The 25,914-nt window shown below is 46.6% G+C and carries 23 protein-coding genes; 17 read left to right on the top strand and 6 right to left on the bottom strand.

The window, feature by feature from the left end; translation table 11 throughout:
* The first annotated feature begins 33 nt into the window (after window positions 1-33).
* The 4 genes from ABDW16_RS19775 to ABDW16_RS19790 all read left to right on the top strand — a co-directional run bounded on the left by ABDW16_RS19775 (window position 34) and on the right by ABDW16_RS19790 (window position 3,538).
* Window positions 34-963: an AraC family transcriptional regulator gene (locus tag ABDW16_RS19775; protein ID WP_343672134.1), complete on the top strand. Its 930-nt coding sequence runs from the start codon at window positions 34-36 to the stop codon at window positions 961-963.
* 143 nt (window positions 964-1,106) lie between these two features.
* A complete protein-coding gene (locus ABDW16_RS19780) occupies window positions 1,107-2,189 on the top strand; it encodes an AI-2E family transporter (RefSeq protein WP_343672136.1) in 1,083 nt (360 codons plus the stop codon).
* Window positions 2,186-2,761 (top strand): GNAT family protein, encoded by a 576-nt coding sequence (locus ABDW16_RS19785; protein WP_343672137.1) that lies wholly within the window; start codon window positions 2,186-2,188, stop codon window positions 2,759-2,761. The genes ABDW16_RS19780 and ABDW16_RS19785 overlap by 4 nt, the downstream gene beginning before the upstream one ends.
* Window positions 2,762-3,046: 285 nt before the next feature.
* On the top strand, window positions 3,047-3,538 hold the full coding sequence (locus tag ABDW16_RS19790; protein WP_343672138.1) for an N-acetyltransferase family protein: 492 nt from the start codon (window positions 3,047-3,049) through the stop codon (window positions 3,536-3,538).
* Between the two features lie 10 nt (window positions 3,539-3,548).
* On the opposite strand, the gene ABDW16_RS19795 is transcribed toward ABDW16_RS19790, so the two are convergent.
* Window positions 3,549-4,208: a metalloregulator ArsR/SmtB family transcription factor gene (locus ABDW16_RS19795; protein ID WP_343672140.1), complete on the bottom strand. Its 660-nt coding sequence runs from the start codon at window positions 4,206-4,208 to the stop codon at window positions 3,549-3,551.
* Window positions 4,209-4,332: 124 nt separating this feature from the next.
* Between ABDW16_RS19795 and ABDW16_RS19800 the strand changes: the two genes are divergently transcribed.
* From ABDW16_RS19800 to ABDW16_RS19835, 8 genes are all read left to right on the top strand, one after another.
* Window positions 4,333-4,890: an NADPH-dependent FMN reductase gene (locus tag ABDW16_RS19800; RefSeq protein ID WP_343672141.1), complete on the top strand. Its 558-nt coding sequence runs from the start codon at window positions 4,333-4,335 to the stop codon at window positions 4,888-4,890.
* A gap of 30 nt (window positions 4,891-4,920) precedes the next feature.
* The gene (locus tag ABDW16_RS19805) at window positions 4,921-5,250 is read left to right on the top strand and encodes an iron-sulfur cluster assembly accessory protein (protein WP_343672142.1); all 330 of its coding nucleotides are present in this window, start codon (window positions 4,921-4,923) and stop codon (window positions 5,248-5,250) included.
* A 45-nt stretch (window positions 5,251-5,295) separates the two neighbouring features.
* Window positions 5,296-6,738, top strand: coding sequence for a Fe-S cluster assembly protein SufB (gene sufB / locus ABDW16_RS19810; RefSeq protein ID WP_343672144.1), 1,443 nt, complete (start codon window positions 5,296-5,298; stop codon window positions 6,736-6,738).
* Between the two features lie 56 nt (window positions 6,739-6,794).
* The gene (gene sufC / locus ABDW16_RS19815) at window positions 6,795-7,559 is read left to right on the top strand and encodes a Fe-S cluster assembly ATPase SufC (RefSeq protein WP_343672145.1); all 765 of its coding nucleotides are present in this window, start codon (window positions 6,795-6,797) and stop codon (window positions 7,557-7,559) included.
* 38 nt (window positions 7,560-7,597) lie between these two features.
* Complete coding sequence (gene sufD / locus ABDW16_RS19820) at window positions 7,598-8,923, top strand: Fe-S cluster assembly protein SufD (RefSeq protein ID WP_343672146.1); 1,326 nt, start codon at window positions 7,598-7,600, stop codon at window positions 8,921-8,923.
* Between the two features lie 81 nt (window positions 8,924-9,004).
* On the top strand, window positions 9,005-10,252 hold the full coding sequence (locus tag ABDW16_RS19825; RefSeq protein WP_343672148.1) for a cysteine desulfurase: 1,248 nt from the start codon (window positions 9,005-9,007) through the stop codon (window positions 10,250-10,252).
* A 157-nt stretch (window positions 10,253-10,409) separates the two neighbouring features.
* Window positions 10,410-10,835: a SufE family protein gene (locus tag ABDW16_RS19830; RefSeq protein WP_343672149.1), complete on the top strand. Its 426-nt coding sequence runs from the start codon at window positions 10,410-10,412 to the stop codon at window positions 10,833-10,835.
* Window positions 10,832-11,134 (top strand): iron-sulfur cluster assembly protein, encoded by a 303-nt coding sequence (locus ABDW16_RS19835; protein WP_343672150.1) that lies wholly within the window; start codon window positions 10,832-10,834, stop codon window positions 11,132-11,134. Before ABDW16_RS19830 ends, ABDW16_RS19835 begins: the two co-directional genes overlap by 4 nt.
* A gap of 197 nt (window positions 11,135-11,331) precedes the next feature.
* Here ABDW16_RS19835 and ABDW16_RS19840 read toward each other — a convergent pair whose 3' ends face one another.
* Window positions 11,332-11,967 (bottom strand): hypothetical protein, encoded by a 636-nt coding sequence (locus ABDW16_RS19840; RefSeq protein ID WP_343672151.1) that lies wholly within the window; start codon window positions 11,965-11,967, stop codon window positions 11,332-11,334.
* 120 nt (window positions 11,968-12,087) lie between these two features.
* Here ABDW16_RS19840 and ABDW16_RS19845 point away from each other — a divergent pair, with 120 nt between their 5' ends.
* The 4 genes from ABDW16_RS19845 to ABDW16_RS19860 all read left to right on the top strand — a co-directional run bounded on the left by ABDW16_RS19845 (window position 12,088) and on the right by ABDW16_RS19860 (window position 20,183).
* A complete protein-coding gene (locus ABDW16_RS19845) occupies window positions 12,088-12,597 on the top strand; it encodes a hypothetical protein (RefSeq protein WP_343672152.1) in 510 nt (169 codons plus the stop codon).
* A 120-nt stretch (window positions 12,598-12,717) separates the two neighbouring features.
* A complete protein-coding gene (locus ABDW16_RS19850; protein ID WP_343672154.1) occupies window positions 12,718-13,824 on the top strand; it encodes an efflux RND transporter periplasmic adaptor subunit in 1,107 nt (368 codons plus the stop codon).
* 31 nt (window positions 13,825-13,855) lie between these two features.
* Window positions 13,856-18,493: an efflux RND transporter permease subunit gene (locus ABDW16_RS19855; protein WP_343672156.1), complete on the top strand. Its 4,638-nt coding sequence runs from the start codon at window positions 13,856-13,858 to the stop codon at window positions 18,491-18,493.
* Window positions 18,494-18,611: 118 nt separating this feature from the next.
* The gene (locus ABDW16_RS19860) at window positions 18,612-20,183 is read left to right on the top strand and encodes a response regulator (protein ID WP_343672158.1); all 1,572 of its coding nucleotides are present in this window, start codon (window positions 18,612-18,614) and stop codon (window positions 20,181-20,183) included.
* A 203-nt stretch (window positions 20,184-20,386) separates the two neighbouring features.
* Here ABDW16_RS19860 and ABDW16_RS19865 read toward each other — a convergent pair whose 3' ends face one another.
* Together ABDW16_RS19865 and ABDW16_RS19870 are read right to left on the bottom strand one after the other, a co-directional pair.
* Window positions 20,387-20,953, bottom strand: coding sequence for a chemotaxis protein CheB (locus tag ABDW16_RS19865; RefSeq protein ID WP_343672160.1), 567 nt, complete (start codon window positions 20,951-20,953; stop codon window positions 20,387-20,389).
* Between the two features lie 60 nt (window positions 20,954-21,013).
* The gene (locus ABDW16_RS19870; RefSeq protein WP_343672161.1) at window positions 21,014-21,865 is read right to left on the bottom strand and encodes a protein-glutamate O-methyltransferase CheR; all 852 of its coding nucleotides are present in this window, start codon (window positions 21,863-21,865) and stop codon (window positions 21,014-21,016) included.
* Window positions 21,866-22,241: 376 nt separating this feature from the next.
* Between ABDW16_RS19870 and ABDW16_RS19875 the strand changes: the two genes are divergently transcribed.
* Window positions 22,242-23,051, top strand: a complete 810-nt coding sequence (locus ABDW16_RS19875; RefSeq protein ID WP_343672162.1) for a hypothetical protein — start codon at window positions 22,242-22,244, stop codon at window positions 23,049-23,051.
* A gap of 119 nt (window positions 23,052-23,170) precedes the next feature.
* On the opposite strand, the gene ABDW16_RS19880 is transcribed toward ABDW16_RS19875, so the two are convergent.
* Window positions 23,171-25,399: a cation:proton antiporter gene (locus tag ABDW16_RS19880; RefSeq protein ID WP_343672163.1), complete on the bottom strand. Its 2,229-nt coding sequence runs from the start codon at window positions 25,397-25,399 to the stop codon at window positions 23,171-23,173.
* A 145-nt stretch (window positions 25,400-25,544) separates the two neighbouring features.
* The gene (locus ABDW16_RS19885; RefSeq protein WP_343672165.1) at window positions 25,545-25,913 is read right to left on the bottom strand and encodes a hypothetical protein; all 369 of its coding nucleotides are present in this window, start codon (window positions 25,911-25,913) and stop codon (window positions 25,545-25,547) included.
* Between the last annotated feature and the right edge of the window lies 1 nt (window position 25,914).

Consider the following 25,914-nt stretch of genomic DNA (forward strand, 5'->3'; position numbering starts at 1 on the left):
CTTATCGATCGCTCTTTATTTAAACGTTCAGCTATGAAACAAAAACCTCCCGCCCAGGAGCAAATGGAGCTGTTAGCACTTAAGGCACTGTGTTTTGCAGATGATCATGTCTCTGACTCTTTTGAGATGAAACACGTTTCCGAATGGCTCGGAATATCCTACTCTTATTTTTATCACAGTTTTACAGCAGTCATAGGAGAACCTTACTGGCAGTATGTAAAACGACACCGGCTGGAGTTGTCAGCCGGATTGCTCAGGCATAGCGGATACAATATCAGCGAGATCGCAGAGCGGTCCGGATATGCTACCGTAGCCGCTTTTACCAAAGCGTTCACACAGTATTTTGACAAAAGTCCCAGAAGCTTCAGAAGGATTCCGACCCTGCCGAATGAGCAACGCACACTGCACCTGGTCGATGCGATCGTGCAGGCGTTTGATAAAAAGGGAGATAAGATTACCTCGTATTTTAATTTTGAGCGCACGGAGATGGAGTACCTGCCTGAGAGTATGCTGTATTATACCATCTTATCGAGGGGACAGGACCCGGTGGCACAGATGATTATGAAGATGACAAGGGAAGAAATCCGGTTACGGAAAATCCTGGAGACCCTCGAGTTGCCGCAGGCAAAGGTGATTACAAGTACGCTGGATTCCGTGCCGGTCACTTCGTACGAGCAAATGAGTATGTTCGCAGGGATCTTTTTACCTTGTAAGGATGTGACGGCCGGGTTGATGACTACGGCGACTACAGAGAACCTGATGGCGAAACGGATACCGGCGGGGCATTATATTAAATTGCCAGTGCCGATAGACTTTGCCATGGCGGGGATTCCCATGTATGAGTTTATAAACAGGTATGTGAAGGAAGGCGTGTTTAAGATGAGTGGGAATCATTTCTTTATTTCGATGGTGGGACCAAACCAGAGTGAGATATTTATTCCTTATATGAAGCAGTTGCTGTAAAGCGCAATGACATATATAAAATGCAGAAGGTTTTGCCTCGCGGCAAAACCTTCTGCATTAAACCCAAAAGTGCATAATTGGATTTCTTGCATATTTATTGCACTTTTTTCCCTTCCTTTATAAAAAATACTTAAAACCATCCCATGAATGAAGTAAAGCTTCCCTTTAACGCAAGACTTGCTTTCACCCTCCTATCCCTCATCCTGCTGATGTACATCGCCAGGTTAGGACACGAGCTGCTGGTACCGCTGGCCTTTGCTTTTCTGATAGCTATCATGCTCCTCCCCATCGCCACTTTTCTCGAAAAATGCCGTTTTTCCAGAGCCCTTGCCGCCCTTACCTCTATCTTATTAATCGTCATTCTCCTCTTTGGTGTAAGCATGCTCCTCGCTACCCAAATGGGCTCATTTGTTGCCGATTTTCCACACTTACAACAGCAACTGCTACATACCATTACAGAGCTCCAGGCCTGGATCAACCTGAAATTTCATATTAACGCCGCCCGCCAGATGGATTATTTAGAACAACTGGCTATGGGTACTTTAGGCTCTGCCACTGCTTTTGTAAGTACTACCCTGCTTTCGCTGTCATCCCTGCTGATCTTTATTATTTTCGTACTATTATATACGTTCTTCCTCCTGCTCTATCGCTCCTTACTCGTTACCTTCCTCATTACCGTATTCGATTCAAAACACCGCGAGACCCTGCTCAGCGTGATTGTGGAAACACGCCTGATCATCAAAGGATACGTTACAGGACTGATGATAGAAATGGTGGTAGTTGCGTTCGTGAACTGTACCCTCTTCTGGATACTGGGTATCAAATATGCAACACTGTTAGGCATCATGGCCGCTATCTTTAATATCATTCCTTATTTAGGTATTTATGTGGCAACCGTCATTTCTATGTTGCTCACGCTGACGAACAGTTCTTTGGGCACCACATTGCAGGTGGGTATCGGTCTGCTCGTGGTCCACTTCCTGGATAGCAATGTTCTGCTGCCACGCATTGTAGGTAGCAAGGTGAAAATCAACGCCCTTGTCACCATCCTCGCAGTCGTAGCCGGCAACCTGCTGTGGGGCATTCCCGGTATGTTCCTCGCCATTCCGTTCATTGCAATTTTGAAAATTATATTTGAGAATATCGAACAAATGAAGCCGTGGGCCATTTTATTGGGTGACACTGCCATCAAAAAAGTGAAGGTGCGCCGGAAAAGTCAAGCATGAATAATCAATATAAAGAGGTGGAAGTTCCTGTCCTGCCAGCAGATGGTTTACTCCTGCGGCCCATCAGTGAAAAAGACATCGCCGCATTGTTCAATTTATTTTCTTCGGAAAAGGTGACCCGTTTTATGGATATAGAACGGTTCATCAATGTATCTGAAGCAGCACAGTTGGTCGCCTTTTTCAGGGAAAAACTGTTGAGTGGGGAAGGTATGCGCTGGGGAATTTACCAGCAGGACAATGATACGCTGATCGGGACCTGTGGGTTGCATCATATCAATAAAACACATTATAAGGCCGAGATGGGGTACGACCTGCTACCGGCTTTTTGGGGAAAGGGAATTATGACCACCGCCCTGCACCGGTTGCTCCAATATGCCTTTGAAGACCTGGCGCTGAACCGTATAGAAGCGGTGGTAGATCCGGCCAATAAACTGTCGCTACGCCTGCTGGAGCGGCTGGGTTTTCACCAGGAAGGGTTGCTGCGGCAGGCTTTTTTCCAGAAAGGGCATTTTGTGGATGCTTATATGTTTAGCCTTCTTTCCAGCGACTACAATTACGAGTTACATTATTAAATAAATAATTAACGACCCGGGCGCCGGCTATCGCTTTCGCGATAGCCTTTTTAGTGCATAACAAGTGGGGTAACCCGACTGTAATCCACAAGTAAGCCGTAGATATCCCGTATCTTTATAAATACGGGATATCTACGGCTTACCTACGGTATATATACGGCTTATATACGGAATACCTCCATGAGAACACTATGGACAGAGCGTCTTCACAGATTCACCAGGCACAATCCGCCATGGGCTGACCAAATCGGTTTCCTTTCCAAAAACTTTTTATTTTTGCTCCCTATGCAATTCAGAAACGCCACCACCCTCGACATGCCAGCTATTGTAGCCATCTACAACAGCACTATTGCCGGCCGTATGGTTACCGCCGACACAGAACCTGTATCCGTAGAAAGCCGTATGCCCTGGTTTAATATTCACAACCCGGAAAAACGCCCTTTATGGGTAGTAGAAGAAAATGGAGTAATGATAGGCTGGGTGAGCTTCCAGTCTTTTTATGGCCGGCCGGCCTATGACGGTACCGCCGAAATAAGTATCTATTTAGATGAGAATCAACGAGGTAAGGGTTATGGCAAAAAAATACTGGAATACGCCATGGCACAATGCCCGTCTATAGGCGTAAAGTCGCTGCTGGGATTCATATTCTCCCACAATGAGCCAAGTATAAAATTATTTGAGAAACTGGGTTTCACTTCCTGGGCACACCTGCCCAATATTGCCGTGCTGGACGGCGTAGAAAGAAGCCTGGATATTTTAGGAAAACGAATTTATTAATACTGGTTCCTTACGAAAGCGGGTTGACTAAAACGACAATCCTATATACACACCTGCGGGCGCCGCTGATGATATGATCAGCGCGCTCCACCTCCACTCCATCGCCCATCAATCCTTTAAACGTCTTCAACTCTGATTTACAGATATTTGCACAATTCAGCGCCGCATTACAGATTGGACAATGGTTTTCTATAAATATATACCCGCCTTCCCCGTCTTCCTGCACCTCAGCCAGGTATCCCTCCCGGGTACGTAGTGCGGCAAAGGCTTCCAGTTTTTCGCCGATATCTGTAATCCCTGACAGGGCATTAAAATATTTTTCATGCTGCTGCTGCTCCCGGGCAGCCACCACTTTGTCTAAAGCCGCTTCGCCGAGTTCAACCCGGATCGTCTCTAATAATTGTAAGGTAAATTCTGCATGTGTATCAGGAAAATGGGCATGCCCCACCGGGGTCAGGTCCCAGATCTGTACCGGGCGCCCTACCCCCTTTGACGTCGTTACCGACATCACCATTCCTTCTTCTGCCAGTTTCAGCAGCTGCAGCCGGGCGCCTTCTCCTGTAATGTTCAAAGCAGCCGCCAGCATAGCGGCCGACTGAGGCCCCTTCGTTTTCAGTAACTGCAAAAATCTATCTGCCGTTGCCTTCGTGATGGGTTTATAATTTTCCAAGTATTTACTTGTTTTATTCTCAAATGTCGTAATTTTGTAGGAGTTAAAAAAATTTGTTGCGACGAACAACGAGCTCCGCGGTCTCAACCACCGCCCTGCTACACCATAAAATGCTAGGACACAGATGAACGTCTTGATCTTCAATGGAACTATGGACAGCAGTCCTTATACCACGGCAAACAGACTGACTGGTTATTTTGAAGAACAGTTCCGCCAGAAAGGCTTCGCTACAGAAGTATTTAGCCCCAAAGGCGGTCATATTCCGTTCTTTGAATATCCCAAGGGCGATATGCCCGAGCCCGTAAAGGCCATGTGCGATGCCTTTTTAAAAGCAGACGTACTCGTATGGCTCACCCCCCTCTACCATGGAAGTATGACCGGGGTCATGAAAAATGCACTGGACTGGCTGGAAATGACCAGCAAACTCAGTCATCCATATTTAACGGGAAAGGTCGTAGCTTTGGTGTGCTGGGGAGATGGTCATCAGGCCATGCAGGGCATCAACGCGATGGATTCCGTTGCTAAAGCATTGAGGGCGTGGGTATTACCATATTCCGTTCCCATCATGAAAGAACACCTGTATAGCGCTGATGGTAAAGACTTTACCCAGCCATACAAAAATAAGTTCGATCGCCTGGTTTCCCTGTTAGGAGAATCCCAGGTTTTGAAACACATACAGTAATAGGTTAATATCATAAAATAGGAAGCAATTATGATAACAGTATCAGATAAAGCCAGCGTATATATTAAGGAGTTGATGGTGAAAGAAAACCATGCGGCTGATACCTTTGTTCGCGTAGGCGTAAAGGGAGGTGGGTGCTCAGGCCTGGAATATGTACTGAAATTTGAGGAGTCAGAAAAACAAGAAGGAGACCAAATCTTTGAAGATAAAGGCGTTAAGATAGTAGTACAGATGAAAAGCCTCTTGTATCTTTATGGCACAGAATTGGACTACAGCGACGGGCTGAACGGCAAAGGGCTTTTCTTTAATAATCCAAATGCTACCCGTACCTGTAGTTGTGGCGAGAGCTTCGCTGTTTAGTAATGATTAAAAACAGCCAGGCAGCATACTTAATTAATCCGGAAAATGAGAAATAGCAACGAAATAATTGACGACATAGCCAACAAGGAATACGAGTTTGGCTTTACCACCGACATCGAGATGGAAATGGCACCCGTTGGCCTCAACGAGGATACCATTCGCTACATCTCTGCTAAAAAGGAAGAACCAGAATGGCTGCTTCAGTGGCGCCTGAAGGGATTCGCTGCCTTTCAGAAAATGCAGTGGCCCGCATGGCAGCACTTTAAAATGCCGGAACTGGACCTGCAGAAGATCTCTTACTACGCCGCTCCAAAAAGAAAAGCATTAAAGAGCCTGGACGAAGTAGATCCTGAAATCCTGGCAACCATGGAGAAACTGGGTATCCCCCTGAATGAGCAGAAAGCGCTCACCGGGGTAGCGGTAGACGTGGTGTTCGATAGCGTATCTGTTGCTACTACTTTCCGCGAAAAATTAGCCGAACTCGGTGTCATCTTCTGCTCCTTTGGCGAAGCAGTACGTGAATATCCAGACCTGGTAAAGGAATACCTGGGAACCGTAGTTCCTCACTCTGACAATATCTTTGCCGCCCTGAATGCAGCAGTATTCTCCGACGGCTCTTTTGTATACATTCCAAAAGGCGTACGCTGCCCGATGGAACTGAGCACCTACTTCCGTATCAATGCGGAAAATACCGGCCAGTTCGAACGTACCCTCATCATCTGCGACGATAATGCCTACGTAAGTTATCTCGAAGGCTGTACGGCTCCACGCCGCGATGAAAACCAGCTGCACGCTGCAGTAGTGGAACTCATTGCGCTGAACCATGCAGAAATCAAATACTCTACCGTACAAAACTGGTATCCTGGTGATAAAGATGGTAACGGTGGTATTTACAACTTCGTAACCAAACGTGGTATCTGTAAAGGAAACAGCAGCAAGATCTCCTGGACACAGGTAGAAACCGGCTCCGCTATCACCTGGAAATATCCAAGTGTAATCCTACAGGGCGATGATGCAGAAGGCGAATTCTACTCCGTAGCAGTGACCCGCAATAAGCAGATTGCTGATACCGGAACCAAAATATATCACCTGGGTCGCAACACCCGCAGCCGTATCATTTCAAAAGGTATTTCTGCAGGAACCAGTGATAACACCTATCGCGGTCTTGTACAGGTAGGTCCACGGGCTGCCAATGCACGTAACTTTACCCAGTGCGATTCCCTGCTCATAGGCGATCGCTGTGGCGCTCACACCTTTCCTTACATCGAGTCCAAGAATAGTACCGCTACTGTAGAACACGAGGCCACTACTTCCAAAATCGGGGAAGACCAGATCTTCTACCTCAATCAACGTGGTATCAATACCGAGCAGGCAGTAGCCCTGATTGTAAACGGTTATGCAAAGGAAGTGCTGAACCAGCTCCCGATGGAGTTCGCGGTAGAAGCACAGAAACTGCTCTCCATCACACTTGAAGGTAGTGTAGGATAACAGACAAGGAAAGATATATTATTTACAAAGCAAACAACAGAGAAACAAAACATATCATGCTGACGATTAAAAATCTGCACGCAGAAGTAGACGGTAAGAAAATATTAAAAGGCCTGAACCTGGAAATCAAACGTGGTGAGATGCATGCCATTATGGGACCTAACGGTGCCGGCAAAAGCTCACTGGCGTCTGTGCTCGCTGGTCGTGAGAACTATACAGTGACTGAAGGTGAAGTGATCTTCGACGGCAAAAACCTGCTGGACATGGCTCCTGAAGACCGCGCCCGTGAGGGTCTCTTCCTGGCATTCCAGTATCCTGTAGAAATTCCGGGTGTATCTAACCTGAATTTTCTTAAGACTGCGCTGAACGAGATCAGGGCTTACCATAATCTGCCTGCAATGGAAGCGAAGGAATTCCTGAAACTGACCAAAGAAAAACAGCAGATGATGGACTTTAATGCTAACTTGATGAACCGCTCTCTGAATGAAGGTTTCTCCGGTGGTGAAAAGAAACGTAACGAAGTTTTCCAGATGGCAATGCTGGATCCAAAATTCGCTATTCTCGACGAAACTGACTCTGGTCTGGACATCGATGCGCTGCGCATTGTGGCAAACGGTGTAAATAAACTGCGCGGTGCTGACAAAGCATTCATGGTGATCACTCACTACCAGCGTTTGCTGGATTATATCGTACCTGACTTTGTACACGTACTGGCCGATGGTCAGATCGTGAAAACAGGTAGTAAAGAACTGGCGCTGGAACTGGAAGAAAAAGGCTACGACTGGCTGAAGGAAGATGTACATCAGAAAGAATCGGTATAAGTTTTTAACTCAGGCAATCGGTCTATAGATTTCAACACATGACTAGCGATATCAATAAATCATTTTACGACTTTATATCTAACGGGATACCGGGGCCTGAACAACAGGTAAACGCAAACAACGCCATCCTGCCGGTGCGCAAAGAGGCTTTCGGCCGCTTTCGCTCCCTGGGCCTTCCTACCCTCAAAACCGAAGAATGGCGCTATACTAACATACAGCGCTATCTGAAAGATGCATTTACCCTGGCAGAAGAAGAACAGGCAACTGTGACTGCCGAACAACTGGCAGGTGCCGGCATTCCTAAGCTGGACAGCTATACCGCTGTACTGGTAAACGGACGCCTGCAACCAGCACTGTCTCAACTACCTGCAGACGGGAAGATCACCATCTCCCGCATCAGCGATGCCGCCGGGAATGCACAACTCCAGGCCTGGTTTGACAAACACCCACACCTGCAAAAACAACCTTTTGCAGCCCTCAATACAGCCTTCTTTGCCGATGGCCTGTTCATTGAAGCAGGTGTAAACGCCAGCCTCGATAAACCACTGCACATCATTCATGTATATACAGCCGCTGTAAACGCCTTTATTCAGCCACACCACCTGGTGGTACTGCATAAAAGCGCTACCCTCGAAATCATCGAGAGCTCAGTAGGGCTGAATGAAGAAGCAATTACTTTTGTAAACAGTGTAACGGAAGTCATACTGGAAGAGAATGCGGAACTCTGGCACTACAATGTACAGAGCACTATCAAAAACAGCCGCCACATCTACCACACCTCTGCCCTGCAGAAAGCAGACAGCCGCTACCATCACTTTAACTTTACCCTGCCTGCAGCTGAGCTCACGCGCAATAACCTGAGCGTGGCCCTCACCGGCAGCAATACAGAGACCAACCTGCATGGCCTCTTCCTCGCTACCGAACAGCAGCATGTAGATAACCACACCTTCGTAGACCACCAGGTACCACATTGTAACAGTAATGAACTGTACAAAGGCGTACTGCTCGATAATGCCAAAGGTGTATTCACCGGCAAGATCATGGTGCATCAGGATGCGCAGAAAACAAACGCTTTCCAGCAAAATAACAACCTGCTGATGAGCGAAAAGGCAAATATTAACTCACAGCCACAGCTGGAAATATACGCTGACGATGTGAAGTGTAGCCACGGTTTTACCGTAGGCCGCTTTAGCGACGAGGCACTGTTCTATCTCCGCTCCCGCGGTATTGGAGCAGAAGCTGCCAAGACGCTGCTGGTAAATGCATTTGCTTTTGATATTACCGACCAGGTACATATCCCTGCATTACAGGAGTTCCTGTCAGATAAGATTCGCAGGTATGTAACCGGCGCTATCAATAATTAATTCCGTAAGAAATTACGATCTTTGCAGGAGGTCATGTCATCTTAGTATGACATGACCTCCGTCTTTTCAAAATTGAACACTATGCAACACGTTCCAGATATTGCTGCACCGGCATTAGATATAGATAAGATCAGAAAGGATTTTCCGCTGCTTCAGGAAAAGGTGTATGGCAAACCGCTTGTATATCTTGATAATTCAGCTACGACGCAAAAGCCACAGGTTGTACTGGATACGCTGGAACGATATTATAAGCATTATAACAGTAATGTGCACCGTGGGGTGCATCACCTGAGCCAGGTGGCTTCTGAAGAGTATGAAGCTGCCCGTCATATCATAGCAGGGTTTATCAATGCTGCGCACAGTGAAGAGGTGATTTTTACCAAAGGCACTACGGATAGCATCAACCTGATCGCGAATGTATTTGGCAGAGGAGTGATTAAACCGGGTGATGAAGTGATCGTTTCGGCGATGGAACACCACTCTAATATAGTGCCATGGCAGATTATGTGCGAAGATAGAGGTGCGGTGCTGAAGGTGATCCCGATGGATGAGAATGGGGAGTTGATGATGAGTGAATATACTAAGCTGCTTTCTGATAAGACGAGAATTGTGAGTGTGGCGTATGTGTCTAATTCACTGGGAACGGTGAACCCTGTGCGGGAGATTATTGCACAGGCGCATGCACGTAATATTCCTGTGATGCTGGATGCAGCGCAGGCGGTACAACATATGCCCCTGGATGTGCAGGAACTGGATGTTGATTTCATCGCATTTTCAGGGCATAAATTGTATGGTCCGACAGGGATTGGCATCTTGTATGGCAAGCGGGAATGGTTGGATAAACTGCCTCCTTACCAGGGTGGTGGCGATATGATTAAGACGGTTACGTTTGCGAAGACGACTTATAATGTGTTGCCGTTTAAATATGAAGCGGGTACGCCTGATATAAGTGGTGCGATTGGACTGGGGGCAGCGGTGAAGTATGTGCAGGAGATTGGGATTGAGCATATACATGCGTATGAGGAGCAGTTGGTGCAATATGCAGTAGAGCAGTTGTCTACGGTAGAAGGACTGCGGTTTATTGGGAATCCTAAGCATAGGTCTGGTGCGATTTCATTTTTGGTGGATACGATACATCCGTATGATTTGGGAGAGTTGCTAGATAAGCAGGGAGTGGCGATCAGGACAGGGCATCATTGTGCCGAGCCGGTGATGGATTTCTTTTGTATTCCGGGAACGGTGCGGGCGAGTTTTGGGATGTATACGAATAAGGAGGATATTGATAGATTGGTGGTGGCGGTGAATCGTGCTGCGGGGATGTTGAGATAGGAGGTGCAGCTGCCTTCGGCAGCAGATATTAGATTAAAAGGGAAGATAGGAAGAGGTAAGGCCACTGCGGTTATAAAAGAGGGAGTATTTCCCTTGGGGGATTTAAACCCCTGCATTTACATGCCGGCCGAAGGCCGGATTTCATTAAACAGGAAGTATGACGATCAACGAAAAACAAGACGAACTCATTTCCGATTTCTCCTTTATGGATGAATGGATGGATAAATACGAATACATTATCCAGCTTGGCAAGGATCTGCCGCTGATAGACCCGAAATATAAAACAGACGATAACCTCATCAAAGGTTGCCAGTCACAGGTATGGTTACACACAGACCTGGTAGATGGTAAACTGATCTTCACTGCAGATAGCGACGCCGTGATCACAAAAGGATTAGTAAGCCTGCTGGTAAGCGTTCTTTCCGGCCACACGCCAAAAGAAATCGCAGAATCTGAGATTTATTTTATCGACGAAATCGGCCTGCGCAGCCACTTGTCTCCTACCCGCTCCAATGGCTTGCTGAGCATGCTCAAGCAAATGAAAATATACGGATTAGCTTACCAGGTAAAATCGCAACAATGAACTTAAGAGATCAGATAGAAGAAGTATTGAAAACAGTATATGATCCTGAAATTCCAGTAAATATCTGGGAACTGGGATTGATTTATGAAGTTAAGATTAATGACAATAACAGGGTAGGTATCACAATGACGCTGACAGCCCCTGCCTGTCCGGTAGCAGGTGATATTGTACGTGAGGTAGATGAAAAAGTAAAAGCACTGGAAGGCGTGACAGATTGTGATGTGACGCTTACTTTTGAACCTGCATGGAATAAAGATATGATGAGTGAAGAAGCAAAACTGGAATTAGGATTTATGTAATTAGTTCCGGACTTGCCAGCTGCAGGTCATTTGCACGCCCCAAATACAGGTCTGACCTGTAATTGGGGCGGCGGCATTTATAGCAGCAACCTATTTATGCTTTGACTTTCTTTCCGGCGGATTTTTATGCAGCAGCCTATTTTGCTACTTCCAGTATATATTTCTGATTTTCTTTCTGGCAGCTTCTATAAAGCAACTTATTTTGCTTCCTTCAGTATATACTTTTGATTTTCCTGCTTCAGCGAATATTTTACCGTCTTCATATCCTTCCCCGCCAAAAACTTCCTCACCACATAAGGCTGCCGGATATAAAAAGTATCATTCCCCTTATACGCCTCAATACTATCATTATTATCCACATCTCCCGAAAAAATCCGCACAGGTTTGTGCTGTATAAATGTCAACCCATACACACTCCCCACTGCATCAGTCCCATCTGATTTTGTAAAAGCAAACACCTCCGGATTTCCATCTCCATCCAAATCACTCACTGCCGTACTCGTCACCTTTCCTTTTACATCATGTATAACCGTGCTATCAGCTGCCGGTTTCGTCGTATCTCCTCTCAGATCCTGCGATGCCACCGTAATTGTTCGCTCCGTACCATCTCCCTTCACCCGCACCACAAATTTATAGTTCCCTTTTATCATCGTGCCTGACCCCCGCAGCCCTTCTCCCTTAGCATACTGCTGTGCCTGCGTAGCAATCTCCTCACTGGATGGCTGACCTGGATTCTTATCCCTCTCTTCCTGCATCTGCGAAGGGCTTTTCACAGGGTTATTACAGGCTAAAGTGGCCATTATTACTATTCCCAAAAGTTGTAGAGCTTTCATCCTTGTTTCGCTTTCTAATATGTGCAACAAGGAATATGCCATCACCACTCATCCATTAGCTGTTTGATATGTAAGCTCAAAATTATATATTTGCCCATCAACTGACGATTGCGAACTAATATGCTTCAACTAAAAACCGATCATACCTTTCGGAACAGGTTTTTATTTGTTTTCCTGTTATTGACCATATTACATGGTCTGACAGCGGGTGCAGCAAACAGTCGTTTGGATGGTGCAGGCAGAAAGACAATACTGTCTTTCCGTACTCAGCCTACACACCGCCACCAGGCATTATCTTTCCGCCCACAGGCATCACACCGTCAGCATTTTGATCTCAACCCTTCTCATTTCTTTCTCCGTCTTCCCCTTTCTTTACTGGAAGACATACCAGAAGACCTCACTGCAGACCAGATTGCATTCATCTCCCGTGCACACGAATCTCGTCACAAGCGCAGGTTCTATATTTCTGTAAACTCTCAGCAATACTCATTTACAACACGCCTACAACAGTTACAGCTCCTCCTGGCCCAATATATTCCCGGAGATGAAAACAAAACCGGTGTCTACCAATGGCACGACGCGTTTCTACCCGCCTATTACAAGTTCCTCTTCAGGTATACCCTATTCTGATCAATTCCTCATTTATAGCTAATGAAATAGAATTGTATTACCATGTATACAATGCCCCCGTTATGAATGATACGTCATACGGGCATACTGTTGTATACAAAAAAATGATTACTACCTGTCATGCGCACAACTACTGTGATATTGATGAGCATCGCCCTTGGCGGATGTATTACCAAAGGAGAACAAAACAATACAACGGATAACCTGAATACTTATCCTGTAGTGCAGCTAGCACTCACAGACACTATATTACATAAGAACTACGTAGCAGATATCGAGGCAGTACGGAATGTAGAAATCCGTGCCCGTGTAAACGGCTTCCTCAATAAAATCTATGTAGACGAAGGTCAACATGTACAACAGGGACAATTGCTCTTTAGTCTGAACGACGAAGAATTCAGAGCTGAACTGGCACGTGCCAAAGCAGCACTCAGCAGCGCCATTGCAGATGCAAAAACTGCACAGCTGGAACAATCAAGGGTACAACTGCTGGTAGACAAAAAGGTGATTGCCAAAACTGAACTGGAAGTGGCCAGCGCCAAAGTAGCTGCTGCTAATGCAAGAGTAGAGGAAGCGCGCAGTGCTGAAACCAATGCCGCTACACGGCTTTCTTACACGTCTATCCGTGCGCCATTCACTGGTTATATAGATAGAATTCCTTCTAAAACCGGTAGCTTAATATCTGAAGGTTCTTTGCTGACCTCAGTTTCAGACATCCAGGATGTCTATGCATACTTCAATGTATCGGAGACGGAATACTTACAGCATAGCCGTAATACCCAGGATCATCAGCATGCCGAAGTACAGCTGGTACTGGCTGATGGTACCCTTTATCCATACACCGGCAAGATAGAAACCATCGAAAGCGAATTTGAAGAAAGCACCGGTTCCATTGCTTTCAGGGCGAAGTTTCCAAACCCGAAAGCATTGCTGAAACATGGCGCCAGTGGTAAGATACAACTCGCTGCTGACCTGGATAGCACTATGCTCATTCCACAGAAAGCAGTGTTTGAAATGCAGGATAAGAATTATGTATTCCTGCTGGATGCCAATAATCATGTAAAGATGAAAAGCTTTAACCCGGGCCCAAGGCTGAATAACTGCTATATAGTACAGGCAGGTCTGCAGCCGGGAGACAGAATTGTGTACGAAGGGGTACGCAGTCTCAGGGAAGGTATGCAGATCAATCCGGCACCAGTATCGCTGGATAGTATCAGGGCGCTCTAAAGCATTTTCTTTTCATCTTTTACATCATTTTATGTTCGATACATTTATCAAGCGACCCGTGCTGTCGCTCGTAATCTCATTAATTATAGTCCTGCTGGGCTTACTGGCCTTATTCTCTCTGCCAGTCACCCAATTCCCCGACATCGTACCACCATCCGTCACCGTTACCGCCAGGTACACTGGTGCGAATGCCGAAGTATGTGCCAAAGCCGTAGCCACTCCGCTGGAAAGAGCCATCAACGGCGTACCGGGTATGACCTACATGTCATCCGTATCCAGCAATACAGGTGTCACACTTATTTCCATTTCCTTCGCCGTTGGTACCGATCCGGACCAGGCCGCAGTAAACGTACAGAACCGTGTGGCCACCGTGCTCGATGAGCTACCTGAAGAGGTGATCAAAGCCGGTGTGAGCACAGAAAAAGAAGTAAACAGTATGCTGCTGTACCTCAACATTATGAGTGAAGACAGCACGCTCAATGAAAAATTCATTTACAACTTTGCAGACATCAACGTACTGCAGGAACTGAAGCGCATTGATGGAGTAGGTTTTGCAGAGATCATGGGCGCCAAGGAATACGCCATGCGCGTGTGGCTGAAACCCGATCGTATGCTGGCTTACAACGTAAGTGCCGATGAAGTGGTAGCAGCTATCCGCAAACAAAACATCGAAGCAGCACCCGGTAAAACAGGCGAAGCTGCTGACAATGATCCACAGGTATTGCAATATGTACTGCGCTATACCGGTAAATTTTTTGCACCTGAACAATACGCCAACCTTATCATACGGGCCAATACTGACGGTTCTATATTGATGCTGAAAGACATTGCAGACGTAGAGTTTGGTGCACTGAGCTATGGCATGGTGTCCAAAACAGATGGCAAGCCTTCGGCCTCTATCATGCTGAAACAACGCCCCGGTTCCAATGCGCAGGACGTGATTGCGAATGTAAAAAGCCGTATGGCGGAACTGAAGGAAACGTCTTTCCCGCCGGGCATGACGTACAACTTCAACTACGATGTATCCCGTTTCCTGGATGCCTCTATCCATGAAGTATTACGTACACTGGTAGAAGCATTCATTCTTGTATTTATCGTGGTATTCCTTTTTATACAGGACTTTCGCTCTACCCTCATACCTGCGCTGGCAGTGCCTGTAGCATTGATAGGAACATTGGCATTTATGCAGATGCTGGGCTTCTCTATCAACCTGCTCACCCTCTTCGCGCTGGTACTTGCGATCGGTATTGTGGTGGACAATGCTATTGTGGTGGTAGAAGCTGTGCATGTAAAAATGCATGATCACCACATGGCGCCCATGCAGGCTACACTGGCGGCTATGCGGGAAATAAGCGGGGCACTGGTAGCAATTACCCTGGTCATGTCTGCCGTGTTTATCCCGGTGGCATTCCTCTCAGGGCCGGTGGGCGTGTTCTACAGACAGTTTTCACTCACGATGGCGATAGCGATTGTGATCTCCGGTATCAACGCGGTGACCCTCACTCCTGCCCTGTGTGCCATCATGCTCAGGAATCATCATGCAGCAGGCAAACCACGTACCTGGCTGCAAAAGTTCTTCGATAAATTTAACTATCGTTATAATAAAACAGAAAAGAAATACCAGCACCTGGTAGGATATATTGCTGGCAGGCGCATGATCACAATCGGGATGCTGGTGTTCTTTTTCATTGCTACCTGGGGCACAAGCGCAATTTTGCCGGGTGGCTTCATTCCTGCAGAGGACCAGGGTATGATCTATGTGAATGTCACCACACCTGCAGGTGCTACGGTGTCAAGAACAGAGGCTGTGCTGGATGAAGTACAGAAAGTGGCTGCGAACCTGAAAGAAACAGAATCTGTGTCTACACTGGCGGGGTATAGCCTGGTGAGTGAAGTAGCAGGTGCTTCTTACGGCATGGGGATGGTGAACCTGAAACCATGGGAAGAAAGAAAGCGGTCAGTGAAAGAGATCATTGCCCAGCTGGAAAAAGATACCCGAAATATCGCTGATGCGAGTATTGAATTCTTCCCCCCGCCTACAGTTCCGGGTTTTGGTAACTCCAGTGGGTTTGAATTGCGGGTGCTGGATAAAAGTGGTAGTGGCGATTTAAGGCAAACGGCGGATGTGACACAGGCATTCATCAACGCATTGAAAGAAAGGAAAGAAATAGGAAGTGCATTTACCAGCTTTGACCCTGATTTTCCGCAATACATGATTCATGTGGATCAGGCCATGGCAGCGCAGAAAGGTGTGAGTATTGACAATGCCATGAGTACTTTGCAAACATTGCTGGGTAGTTATTATGCATCCAACTTTATTCGTTTCGGACAAATGTACAAGGTGATGGTGCAGGCTTCGCCCCGCTACCGGACAAAGCCGGAAGACATTCTGCATTTGTATGTGAAGAATGATAAAGGCGAGATGGTGGCTTATTCCAACTTCATCAAACTGGAAAGGGTATTTGGACCGGAGCAGCTTACACGTTATAATATGTATACGGCGGCAATGATCAATGGAGATGCAGCGCCGGGGTATAGTAGTGGCGATGCGATCAAAGCGATCCAGGAAGTGGCGAAGCAGCAACTGCCACGTGGGTTTAGTTATGAGTGGAGTGGTATGACGAGGGAGCAGATTCTTTCTGGTAACCAGGCGGTGTACATTTTTGCGATTGTATTGCTGTTTGTGTATTTGTTGCTGGCGGCACAGTATGAGAGTTTCTTATTGCCATTGCCGGTGATTTTGTCACTGCCGGCGGGGATTTTTGGGGCTTTCCTGACGTTGAAACTGGCAGGGTTGGAGAATAATATTTATGCGCAGGTGGCATTAGTAATGCTGGTAGGTTTGCTGGGTAAGAATGCGATTTTGATAGTGGAGTTTGCTATTCTGAAACATAAGCATGGAGCTTCGATATTGGAAAGTGCGAAAGAAGGTGCGGTGTCCCGTTTGCGACCGATTCTCATGACTTCGTTTGCGTTTATTGCGGGGTTGATTCCTTTGTGTGTAGCGAGTGGTGCGGGTGCGATGGGTAACAGGTCTATTGGTACGGCAGCGGCAGGTGGTATGCTGATCGGAACGGTGTTTGGCGTAGTGGTGATTCCGGGGTTGTATGTGTTGTTTGCAGGTATTGCGGAGAAGCGGCGGAAGCCGCATGTGGTGAAAGTGCATCATGTGGCGACGGTGTTGGTGTTGGGATTGTTGATAAGTGGGTGTTATACACCGAAGGCGGTGGAGTATCCGGATGCGGTGAAGGTGCCGGCGGGGTTTGATACGGTGGGAATGGCGGCAAGTGGTACTGTGGGTAGTGCTACCGCGACGACTGCCGCAGGTGGTAATGCTGCTGATAATAGTATCGCTGCTGCGACTTCCACGAAAGATAGCACAATACTTACCTATCAGCAGTTTTTCGCAGATCCTTACCTGAAACAACTACTGGACACAGCATTGCATAACAATACAGATATACAACTGGCATTGCAGCGTGTAGAAATGACAAAAGCACAATTGATGGTAGCAAGCCGTGCCTGGTTACCAGCTGTGAATGCCGCTGTGGATGCGGGTGTAGAAAGGTATGGTGATTATACGATGAATGGCGTTGGTAATTTTGATACCAATCTTTCGCAAAATATAGACAAAAATCAACGGATACCGAATCCAACCCCGAATTACTTTATAGGCTTGAAGAGTGCATGGGAAATTGATCTGTGGGGAAAATTGAAAAATGGGAAAAAGGCAGCACAGCAGCGCATGCTGGCGAGTGAGCAGGGAAAGCGACTGGTCACCACGCAGTTGATAGCGAATGTAGCAGGATTGTATTACCAGATACTGGCACTGGATAATGAACGGTCAGTGTTGGAAAGGAATATTGCCTTGCAGGAGACGGCGCTGGCTACAGTGCGTATTCAGCAGGAAGCAGGCAGAGCTACATTGCTGGCAGTGCAGCAGTTCCACGCGCAGTTGTTGAATACGCAGAGTTTGATGATGGCCATTAAACAACAAACCACGCGATTGGAAAACCAGTTGAATGCATTGTTAGGTCGGTTTCCACAGGCAATACCGAGAGATACGTCTTTGCTGACAGCGCCATTGCCCCCTTATGCAAGTGCGGGTATGCCGGCGAGTTTGTTATCGAATCGTCCGGATATTCAGCAGGCGGCATTGGAACTGGGTGCGGCAAAAGCTGATGTGGCAGCGGCGAAGGCGGCGTTTTTGCCTTCGTTGAATATCAATCCTTATGTAGGGTTTAATAGTTTCAGGGCGAATTTATTATTTAATACGGGATCGGTGGCGTATGGTTTATTAGGAGGTGTGACGGCGCCAATATTTAATAAGAAGCAGCTGGCGGCACAGTACCAGGTGAATTCAGCGGCAGCCTTGAGTGCATTTTATAATTACAGGCAAAGAGTGATAGATGGGTACCAGGAAGTGATGACGGCACTGAGCCAGTTGCATAATGGCCAGGAGGCATTCAGACTGAAGGAAGCGGAGGTGATCATGTTGAAAGATGGGGTGTCGACGGCAAATGATCTGTATATGACGGGGTATGCGAATTACCTGGAGGTGATTACAGCGCAGAAGAGTGTGTTGGAGGCCGAGTTGGCGCTGGCGAACAGCAGGAAAGAGTTGTTTTTGGGGACGATTGAATTGTATAGAGCGTTGGGAGGAATGTAGTAGTAGTTTTTATATAAGGATTGATGAAGTACGGCCTTCATTTGTTTCGGCAAGTGGGGGCTGTTTATCCTGCGGCGCGATTTTTGAGGTAGTCCCGTGGCCAGTAATTTATGGAAGAATGATATTAATCGTCGATGATAAGCCGGAAAATATTCTATCTCTTAGGAAGACATTAGAATTACATGATCTGGAAGTGGACACCGCGTTATCAGGAGAAGAAGCACTCAAAAAAATCCTTAAAAACAACTATGCACTCATCATCCTGGATGTTCAGATGCCTAGTATGGATGGATTTGAGGTAGCTGAAACCATTTCCGGGTATAGCAAAGCAAGGGACGTGCCCATTCTGTTCCTTTCTGCTGTTAATAAGGATAAAAAATTCATTGCCAAGGGGTACGCGTCTGGAGGTTTGGACTACATCACCAAACCTGTGGACCCTGATATTTTACTGCTTAAAGTAAAGACTTTCATTAAATTATATGAACAGAACCGGCAGTTGCAGGCCATGCATGAAAACCTCCGGCAGGAGGTAGAAGTGCGTAAGCAGGCACAGGCGGCACTGAATGCTAAAGTACAGGAACAGCATTCTATCCTCGAATCTTTACCCCAGGTAGCATTTACAGCCCGGGGTGATGGGGGCGTAGAATATGCAAACCGGCACTGGTTCTATTACTCCCCATCGCTGGACGATTTTCCGGTGACGTTTGACCAGGAGCACCAGGAACAGAAGGTATGGGAGAACGCTATCCTGGCGGGCCAACCTATTGAAAAAGAAGTATATCTACATAACAGGTTTACCCATCATTACAGGTGTCATTTGCTAAGAGCGATTCCTATTGAGGAAGATGGAAGGATTGTGAAATGGGTGGGGACGTTTACAGATATCGCGCATCAGAAACAGGCGAACGAGATCCTGGAGCAACGGGTAGAAGAGCGTACGCATGAGTTGCAGGAGATGAACCAGGCGCTGGAAGAGAGTAACTATGAGTTACAGCAGTTTGCCAGTGTGGCTTCACATGATTTGAAGGAGCCATTGAGAAAGATCCAGTTGTTTGGAACGATTCTTCGTGACAGGCATTTGGGAGCGAACCCGGATGCGTTGCAGTATATGGAAAGGATTGTGAGTTCTTCTGAGCGGATGAGTCGATTAATTAGTGATTTGTTGAAATATTCCAGGTTATCGGCGGATAATACGTTTGAGCCGGTGAACCTGAATGGATTGATCAATGAGATCCTGGCAGACCTGGAATTGTCTGTGCGGGATGCGGATGCGGAAATTGTGGTGGAAGAACTGCCAATAGTGGAGGCAATTCCCGGGCAGATCAGGCAGGCGTTGCAGAATATTATTAGTAATGCATTGAAATTCAGGAGGCCGGGTGTGAGGGTGTTGATTACAATAAAGGCGGAGATTGTGGAGGACAAGGATTTTGAGAGTGATGTGCTGGAAACCGGGAAATATTGCAGGATTGTGGTGAGTGATAATGGGATTGGGTTTGATGAGAAGTATTTGCCAAAGATCTTTACGCTGTTTCAGCGGTTGCATAGTACGGATGCGTATGAGGGAACGGGGATTGGGTTGAGTATTGCAAAGAAGGTGATAGAGAAGCATCAGGGGATTATTAGTGCGCAGAGTAGAGAGGATGAGGGGGCGAGGTTTATTATGATATTGCCGCTGAAGCAATCGAGTTGATTTTTGGGCCTGCGGCAGCGAGGAAGAAATTTTTTTGAGCCTGCGGCAAGGAAGAAATCTTTTTTATGGAGGGAATGCCCTTTTGTTGCAGCCATGTAAAAGGGACTATTTCATTAAGTGTGTAAGTTTCAAAATCGAGGTTTTAGACTGGTAAAATGTTTCCCGGCAGGCTGTTTCCCGGCAGGCTGCAGGCCATACCGCCTCTATAATGACATCACCCAATCTACCATATCCTTTTGCTTCAACACCCTATCCACCTTCACCACTGACATTGCATGCATCGGCATAAACGCTACCTCCGCCTCGGTAGGATCCTGCACCGCTATCACCGCACCCATCTCCTGTGCCTGCTGCAACCCTTCCCCACCATCTATATTCGCCCCTGATAATAACAAACAGGCAAGTTGGTCCCCCAGTACTTCCGCAGCAGCCATGAATGTCACATCTATACTCGGTCTGCTATAATTCACCTTTTCAGAATAATCCAGGGTAATTGTCCCATCCGGCTCGATTAATAAATGATAATCTGCCGGCGCCACATACACCATTCCTGCTGTCAGCAAATCCTTCTCCTCTGCTTCCTTTACAGGCAAAATACTCCTCGCCGCCAACAAATCAGATAATAATGAATCATTATCGCTCTTGCGGTGCAATACAATAATGATCGCCAGCTTACAGGCCGGATCTAACGACGGTAATAACTGTAATAATACATCCAGACTACCCGCGGATCCACCTATCACTAATGTTCGGGGAATAGAAACTATCATGTAGCTATTTTTCTTTAGTTATCGCTTTGATGTCCCTTGCCATGCGGGGAATAGAAACTATCATGTAGCTATTTTTCTCCAGATTTTTTCTTTTTGTGCCACTGATTTAAACAACGGCGCCACCGTTGTAAACCGCAATGTCTCCTTAGCACCCAGCGCCATAAAACCCAACTGCTCCAGGCTTTCGCTAAACAGGTGCAATACCTTGTCCTGCAATTCTTTGTTAAAATAAATCAACACATTGCGGCAGATAATCAGTTGAAATTCATTAAAGGAACGATCTGTTACCAAATTGTGCGCGGCAAAGATGATCTTCTCGCTCAGACTCTCAGAAAACTTCGCATATTCATAATTAGCCGCATAATATTGAGAGAAATCATGCTGCCCGCCCGACTGCAAATAATTCTGTGAATACTGCTGCATATAGGCTAAAGGAAAAATCCCCTTCCGGGCTTTTTCCAACACACTTTCATTGATATCAGTTGCATAAATTACAGACTTGTGCAACAGGTTCATCTCCTGTAGCAGGATCGCCATTGAATAGACCTCTTCACCAGTAGAACACCCTGCATGCCAGATCCTGATAAATGGATACGTAGCCAGCACCGGCAATACCTCCCTGCGCAGTACCTGAAAAAATGCCGGATCACGAAACATCTCTGTTACATTTACGGTGATCTGCTCCATCAGGTACGTGAGGTAACTACTATCCCACCTCACTCTATAGCGAAATTCAGCAAAGCTGGGGAACCTGTCATTAATAAATACTCTTTGCAATCTCCGCTTCACAGAAGCGAAAGAATAATCGGTAAAGTCGTATCCGTATTGTTCCAACAAGTCGTTTAACAATAAATTTACTTCCTCATCCTTCAAATGATGCACGTTCTCCTTCATTATCGATTCATTATTCATTTATGGCTGTTATCCTTTTACTTCCGTTATCCCTTCCTCCCGTTATCCTTTCACTTCCGTTATCCCTTTCCCGGATACAATATAGTGGGGCACACATCGCAGAATTGTTATCCTTTCACTTCCGTTATCCCTTCCCACGTTATCCTTCCTCTCCGTTATCCTTTTACTCCGGGGGTAATTTCGGGAAGTTTCCCGGCATTTGTGTAGCGTTCGCCAGACTCCATTGCACAATGTGAGAAAGTTCCTCACCACATTCCGCCACAACCTATAACATATTTACCCCATTACATATATAAAATACTTATCAAAAATCCAACTTTGGGGGTATTCCGTAAGTATTTTCGAGAATTATCTTTATAACCTAACTATTGCCAACATGAGTTTATCCTTACACAGGGGAGCGCTGAGCGCTACCATACTGTCTGCAGCATTGGCCATCAGCGCATTTAAGCCTGCAACTACCGGCAACAATGGAGGCCTTCTCCACGCCATTTCTTCGCCGACTGACAAAACCATCATCGAGTACAATGCAGACAAAAGTATTGCCAAAATGATCACTACCCACGCAATGGGCAATGATCCCTATACCGATATACGCATTCCTGTATATCAATCCGGCAAACTGGTAAAAACCATGAGTACTGCCGATGAAAGTCAGGCATCTACCCTATTCTCTGCTTTTGGATACGACAGCAAGGGTCGTATTGACAAGATCAGTTATTATGAAGAAAACCACGTATCTGGCTATGATTCACTGGTGTACGATACCAGGGGGCAGCTGGCCGCAAGGTATTTCTTTGTAATGCCAGCTGGTAAGCAGGTATTTGAAAATCACTATTGCCAGTTGTACACCTGGGACCAGAAAGGAAATATCATCCTGCAGGAAAACATGGGTCGTGCCACTGACAATGCTGGTTTTGCATTAAGTTCAACTGTGTCTTACAAGTATGATGACAAGATGAATTCACAGCGTAGTGTACCAGACTTTGGATACATTACGGATCTGAATGCGGTAAATCTTTCTGCGAACAACATCGTTTCGGAGGTGATTACACCTGCTAATGGGGCGAATGTTGTTTCTAAGAGCTATGCATATGCTTACAACAATAAGCAGTATCCGGCACAGGTGACAGCTAAGAATAGTGGGAATAATGAAGAAGTGATTACGGAGCTGACCTGGGAATAAAATGCATGCATTTTAGCAAGGGGTAAGTCATTATAAATGGAAACCTGGTTCCTGGTATATGAATGGAAAGCGTGTATCTTTCTTTTAGCGTACACGCTTTCCTAATTTGAAGTCGTTTCCTATTTCGCATTTATCTCCTTCAGCCACGCATACAATCGTCCCCCACTGCCTGCAATCCACACAATATCACCCGCCTGCAACACCGTAACCGAAGTAGGATTCAGTAACCGCTGTCCCTTTCTCTCTATCCCCAATACAATTCCGCTGGTCCGCTCCCGAATCCCGGCTTCACGAATCGTCTTCCCTTCGAGTACAGATTTCTCTGCAACCAGGAACTGTCTCAGTGCTATCGGATCCCCATCCTGCACCGGCGCTGCTACCGTAGAATTTGAGGGCTCCAGGTAGTCATCGAATTGCTGTAACTGTTCATCAGTACCTATCGCCGTCACCACATCGCCCGGAAATAATCGCGCATATTTATCAGGTGCATACATCTTGATCCCACTCCTGTTGATCAAAGCGATATTGATTCCATATTTCTCCCGCAATTGCAACTCCTCCAGTGTAGCACCTACAACCGGTGAAAGTGGTTTGATCTCTGACACGGCCAAATGCGCATCCCAGGGGGCTAATACCGACTTGTTGATATTCCCCACTTTTGTTTCCCTTGCATTGAAGTTGGAAAAGAACCGCTCTTCGATCGTGGTATAAAAATCCCCAATTTTATGGCGCAGCACGAAGATGAGTAAAATCATAACCGCCGTCACCACCAATGCCACTGAGTAAGAGAAGAACCGGTCGATGAAGAAGCCCAGCAGGAACACTGCTATCACAATACGTGCAATGCGCAGCAGCATCAGCGGCCCCCTGTACTTTTTCTGTTCCCAGATGCGATTGGACGCAGCACTGCTGATTCTTCTGAAACCCAATGCCCATAAAAACGGCATGAGCAGGAAGAAAGTAACACCTGCACTGGCAATACGTCCCCAGTTATATTTACCCGCCATCGGCAGCAGGTAGTAGGACGATAATAATATTATAGCCAGCAAAACGACGGTATAAATAATGATGTTCGTAAAGTAACTCCTCAATAATATTTTCCAGTCACTCACTACCGAAATGGTTTGTGCCGCAGCACTATACCGGTTGATCGCCGTTTTCCAGCGATGCGGCAACAGATCTGCCAGCTTTTCATAAACGGGGCCAGATAATTTGATCATGTACGGAGTAGTGAAGGTGGTCACTGCTGATACTGCCACTGCAACAGGGTACAGGAATTCACTGGTTACATTAAGCGTCAGGCCGAGTTGGGCAATGATGAAAGAGAACTCCCCGATCTGTGCAAGACTCATCCCTGCCTGAACGGAAGTCTTTAACGGCTGCCCGGAAAGCAGGGCACCCAATGCGGTACTGAGTGTTTTACCGACCAGTGTCACCACGGTAATGATCAGCACAGGTACTGCATATTTCACCAGCATAGCCGGGTTGATCAACATGCCAACGGAGATAAAGAAGACGGCACCGAATAATTCCTTGACCGGTTTTACCAGGTGTTCAATCTTCTCTGCCTGGGTAGTTTCTGCAAGTATAGAGCCCATGATGAAGGCGCCCAATGCAGGGGAAAAACCTACCTGTGTAGCCAGTACCACCATGAGCAGGCACAAGCCTACGGAGGTGACCAGCAGGGTTTCTTCATTCATGATTTTCCGGGTGATGCGCAGCAGGGTCGGGATGAAAAAGATCCCGGTTACAAACCATGCAATGAGGAAAAATACGAGTTTGACGACGGAGATCAGCATTTCTCCACCTTCGAACTGCCGGCTTACGGCCAGGGTAGATAATAGTACCAGCAGTACGATGGCGACCAGGTCTTCAACGACGAGGATGCCAAATACGAGGCCGGCAAATTTCAGGCCTTTTACCCCCAGTTCTTCGAAGGCCCTTATAATAATAGTAGTGGAAGATATGGATATAATACCCCCCAGGAAGATGCTGTCCATAGGTGACCATCCCATGATCTGGCCCAGCAGGTAACCGAGGGCGAGCATGAAAATGACTTCTACGATAGCGGTGATAGAGGCGGCTCCGCCTACTTTGATCAGTTTCTTAAAGCTGAATTCGAGACCAAGGCTGAAGAGTAAAAAGATAACACCTATTTCAGACCATATATGGATATTCTTTTCATCGGAAACGGTTGGAACAAGCGAGACGTGTTGGCCTACCAGCAGGCCAGCTACGATGTACCCTAGTACCAGCGGCTGACGGAGGCGCCTGAATATGAGGGTGGTAACAGCTGCTGCTATCAGGATTAATGCCAGGTCTTTAATTAATGGTGCTAAATGAATCATCGGGTCGTGTTAGTGGTTAAAATTCCAATGTGAATGAATCGGCGAAGAGTAGACTGTTGCCTTCGGCAACAGTCTACTCTTCGCGGGGCGGAATGGCCTGCGGCCGGCTAAAAAGAGAATACCGGGAAGCCTGTAATCAACACACCTACCAGAAAATATGTTTAGGGAATATCAGCGTTCTGACAATAGCATGAATATCTACCAGGAGTCTTCCTGTAGACAACACCGCTGCATACAATGGCAGCCGCGGTAAAAAATACGCACTGAAATGACCTGTACCAGGTCTATAATCACACTTATTAGGGAAGCTAAAACAGTTGTTGAGATCAACAATGGTCTCCGGCAAATATCCGGCACCGTTATGCCATCCGGGTTTGGGAAGGCTCTTTACTACTTTCAGTACAGTGGTTACAGGTTTCCTATTCGCTACAGCTTCACATTGTTTTTTGCACACATGCGCACCCGCCTGGCAAAAAGAGAACAATATGACGATATAAAGAAGAAGGCGACGCATT

Source organism: Chitinophaga sp., assembly GCF_039596135.1.
Lineage (GTDB): Bacteria > Bacteroidota > Bacteroidia > Chitinophagales > Chitinophagaceae > Chitinophaga.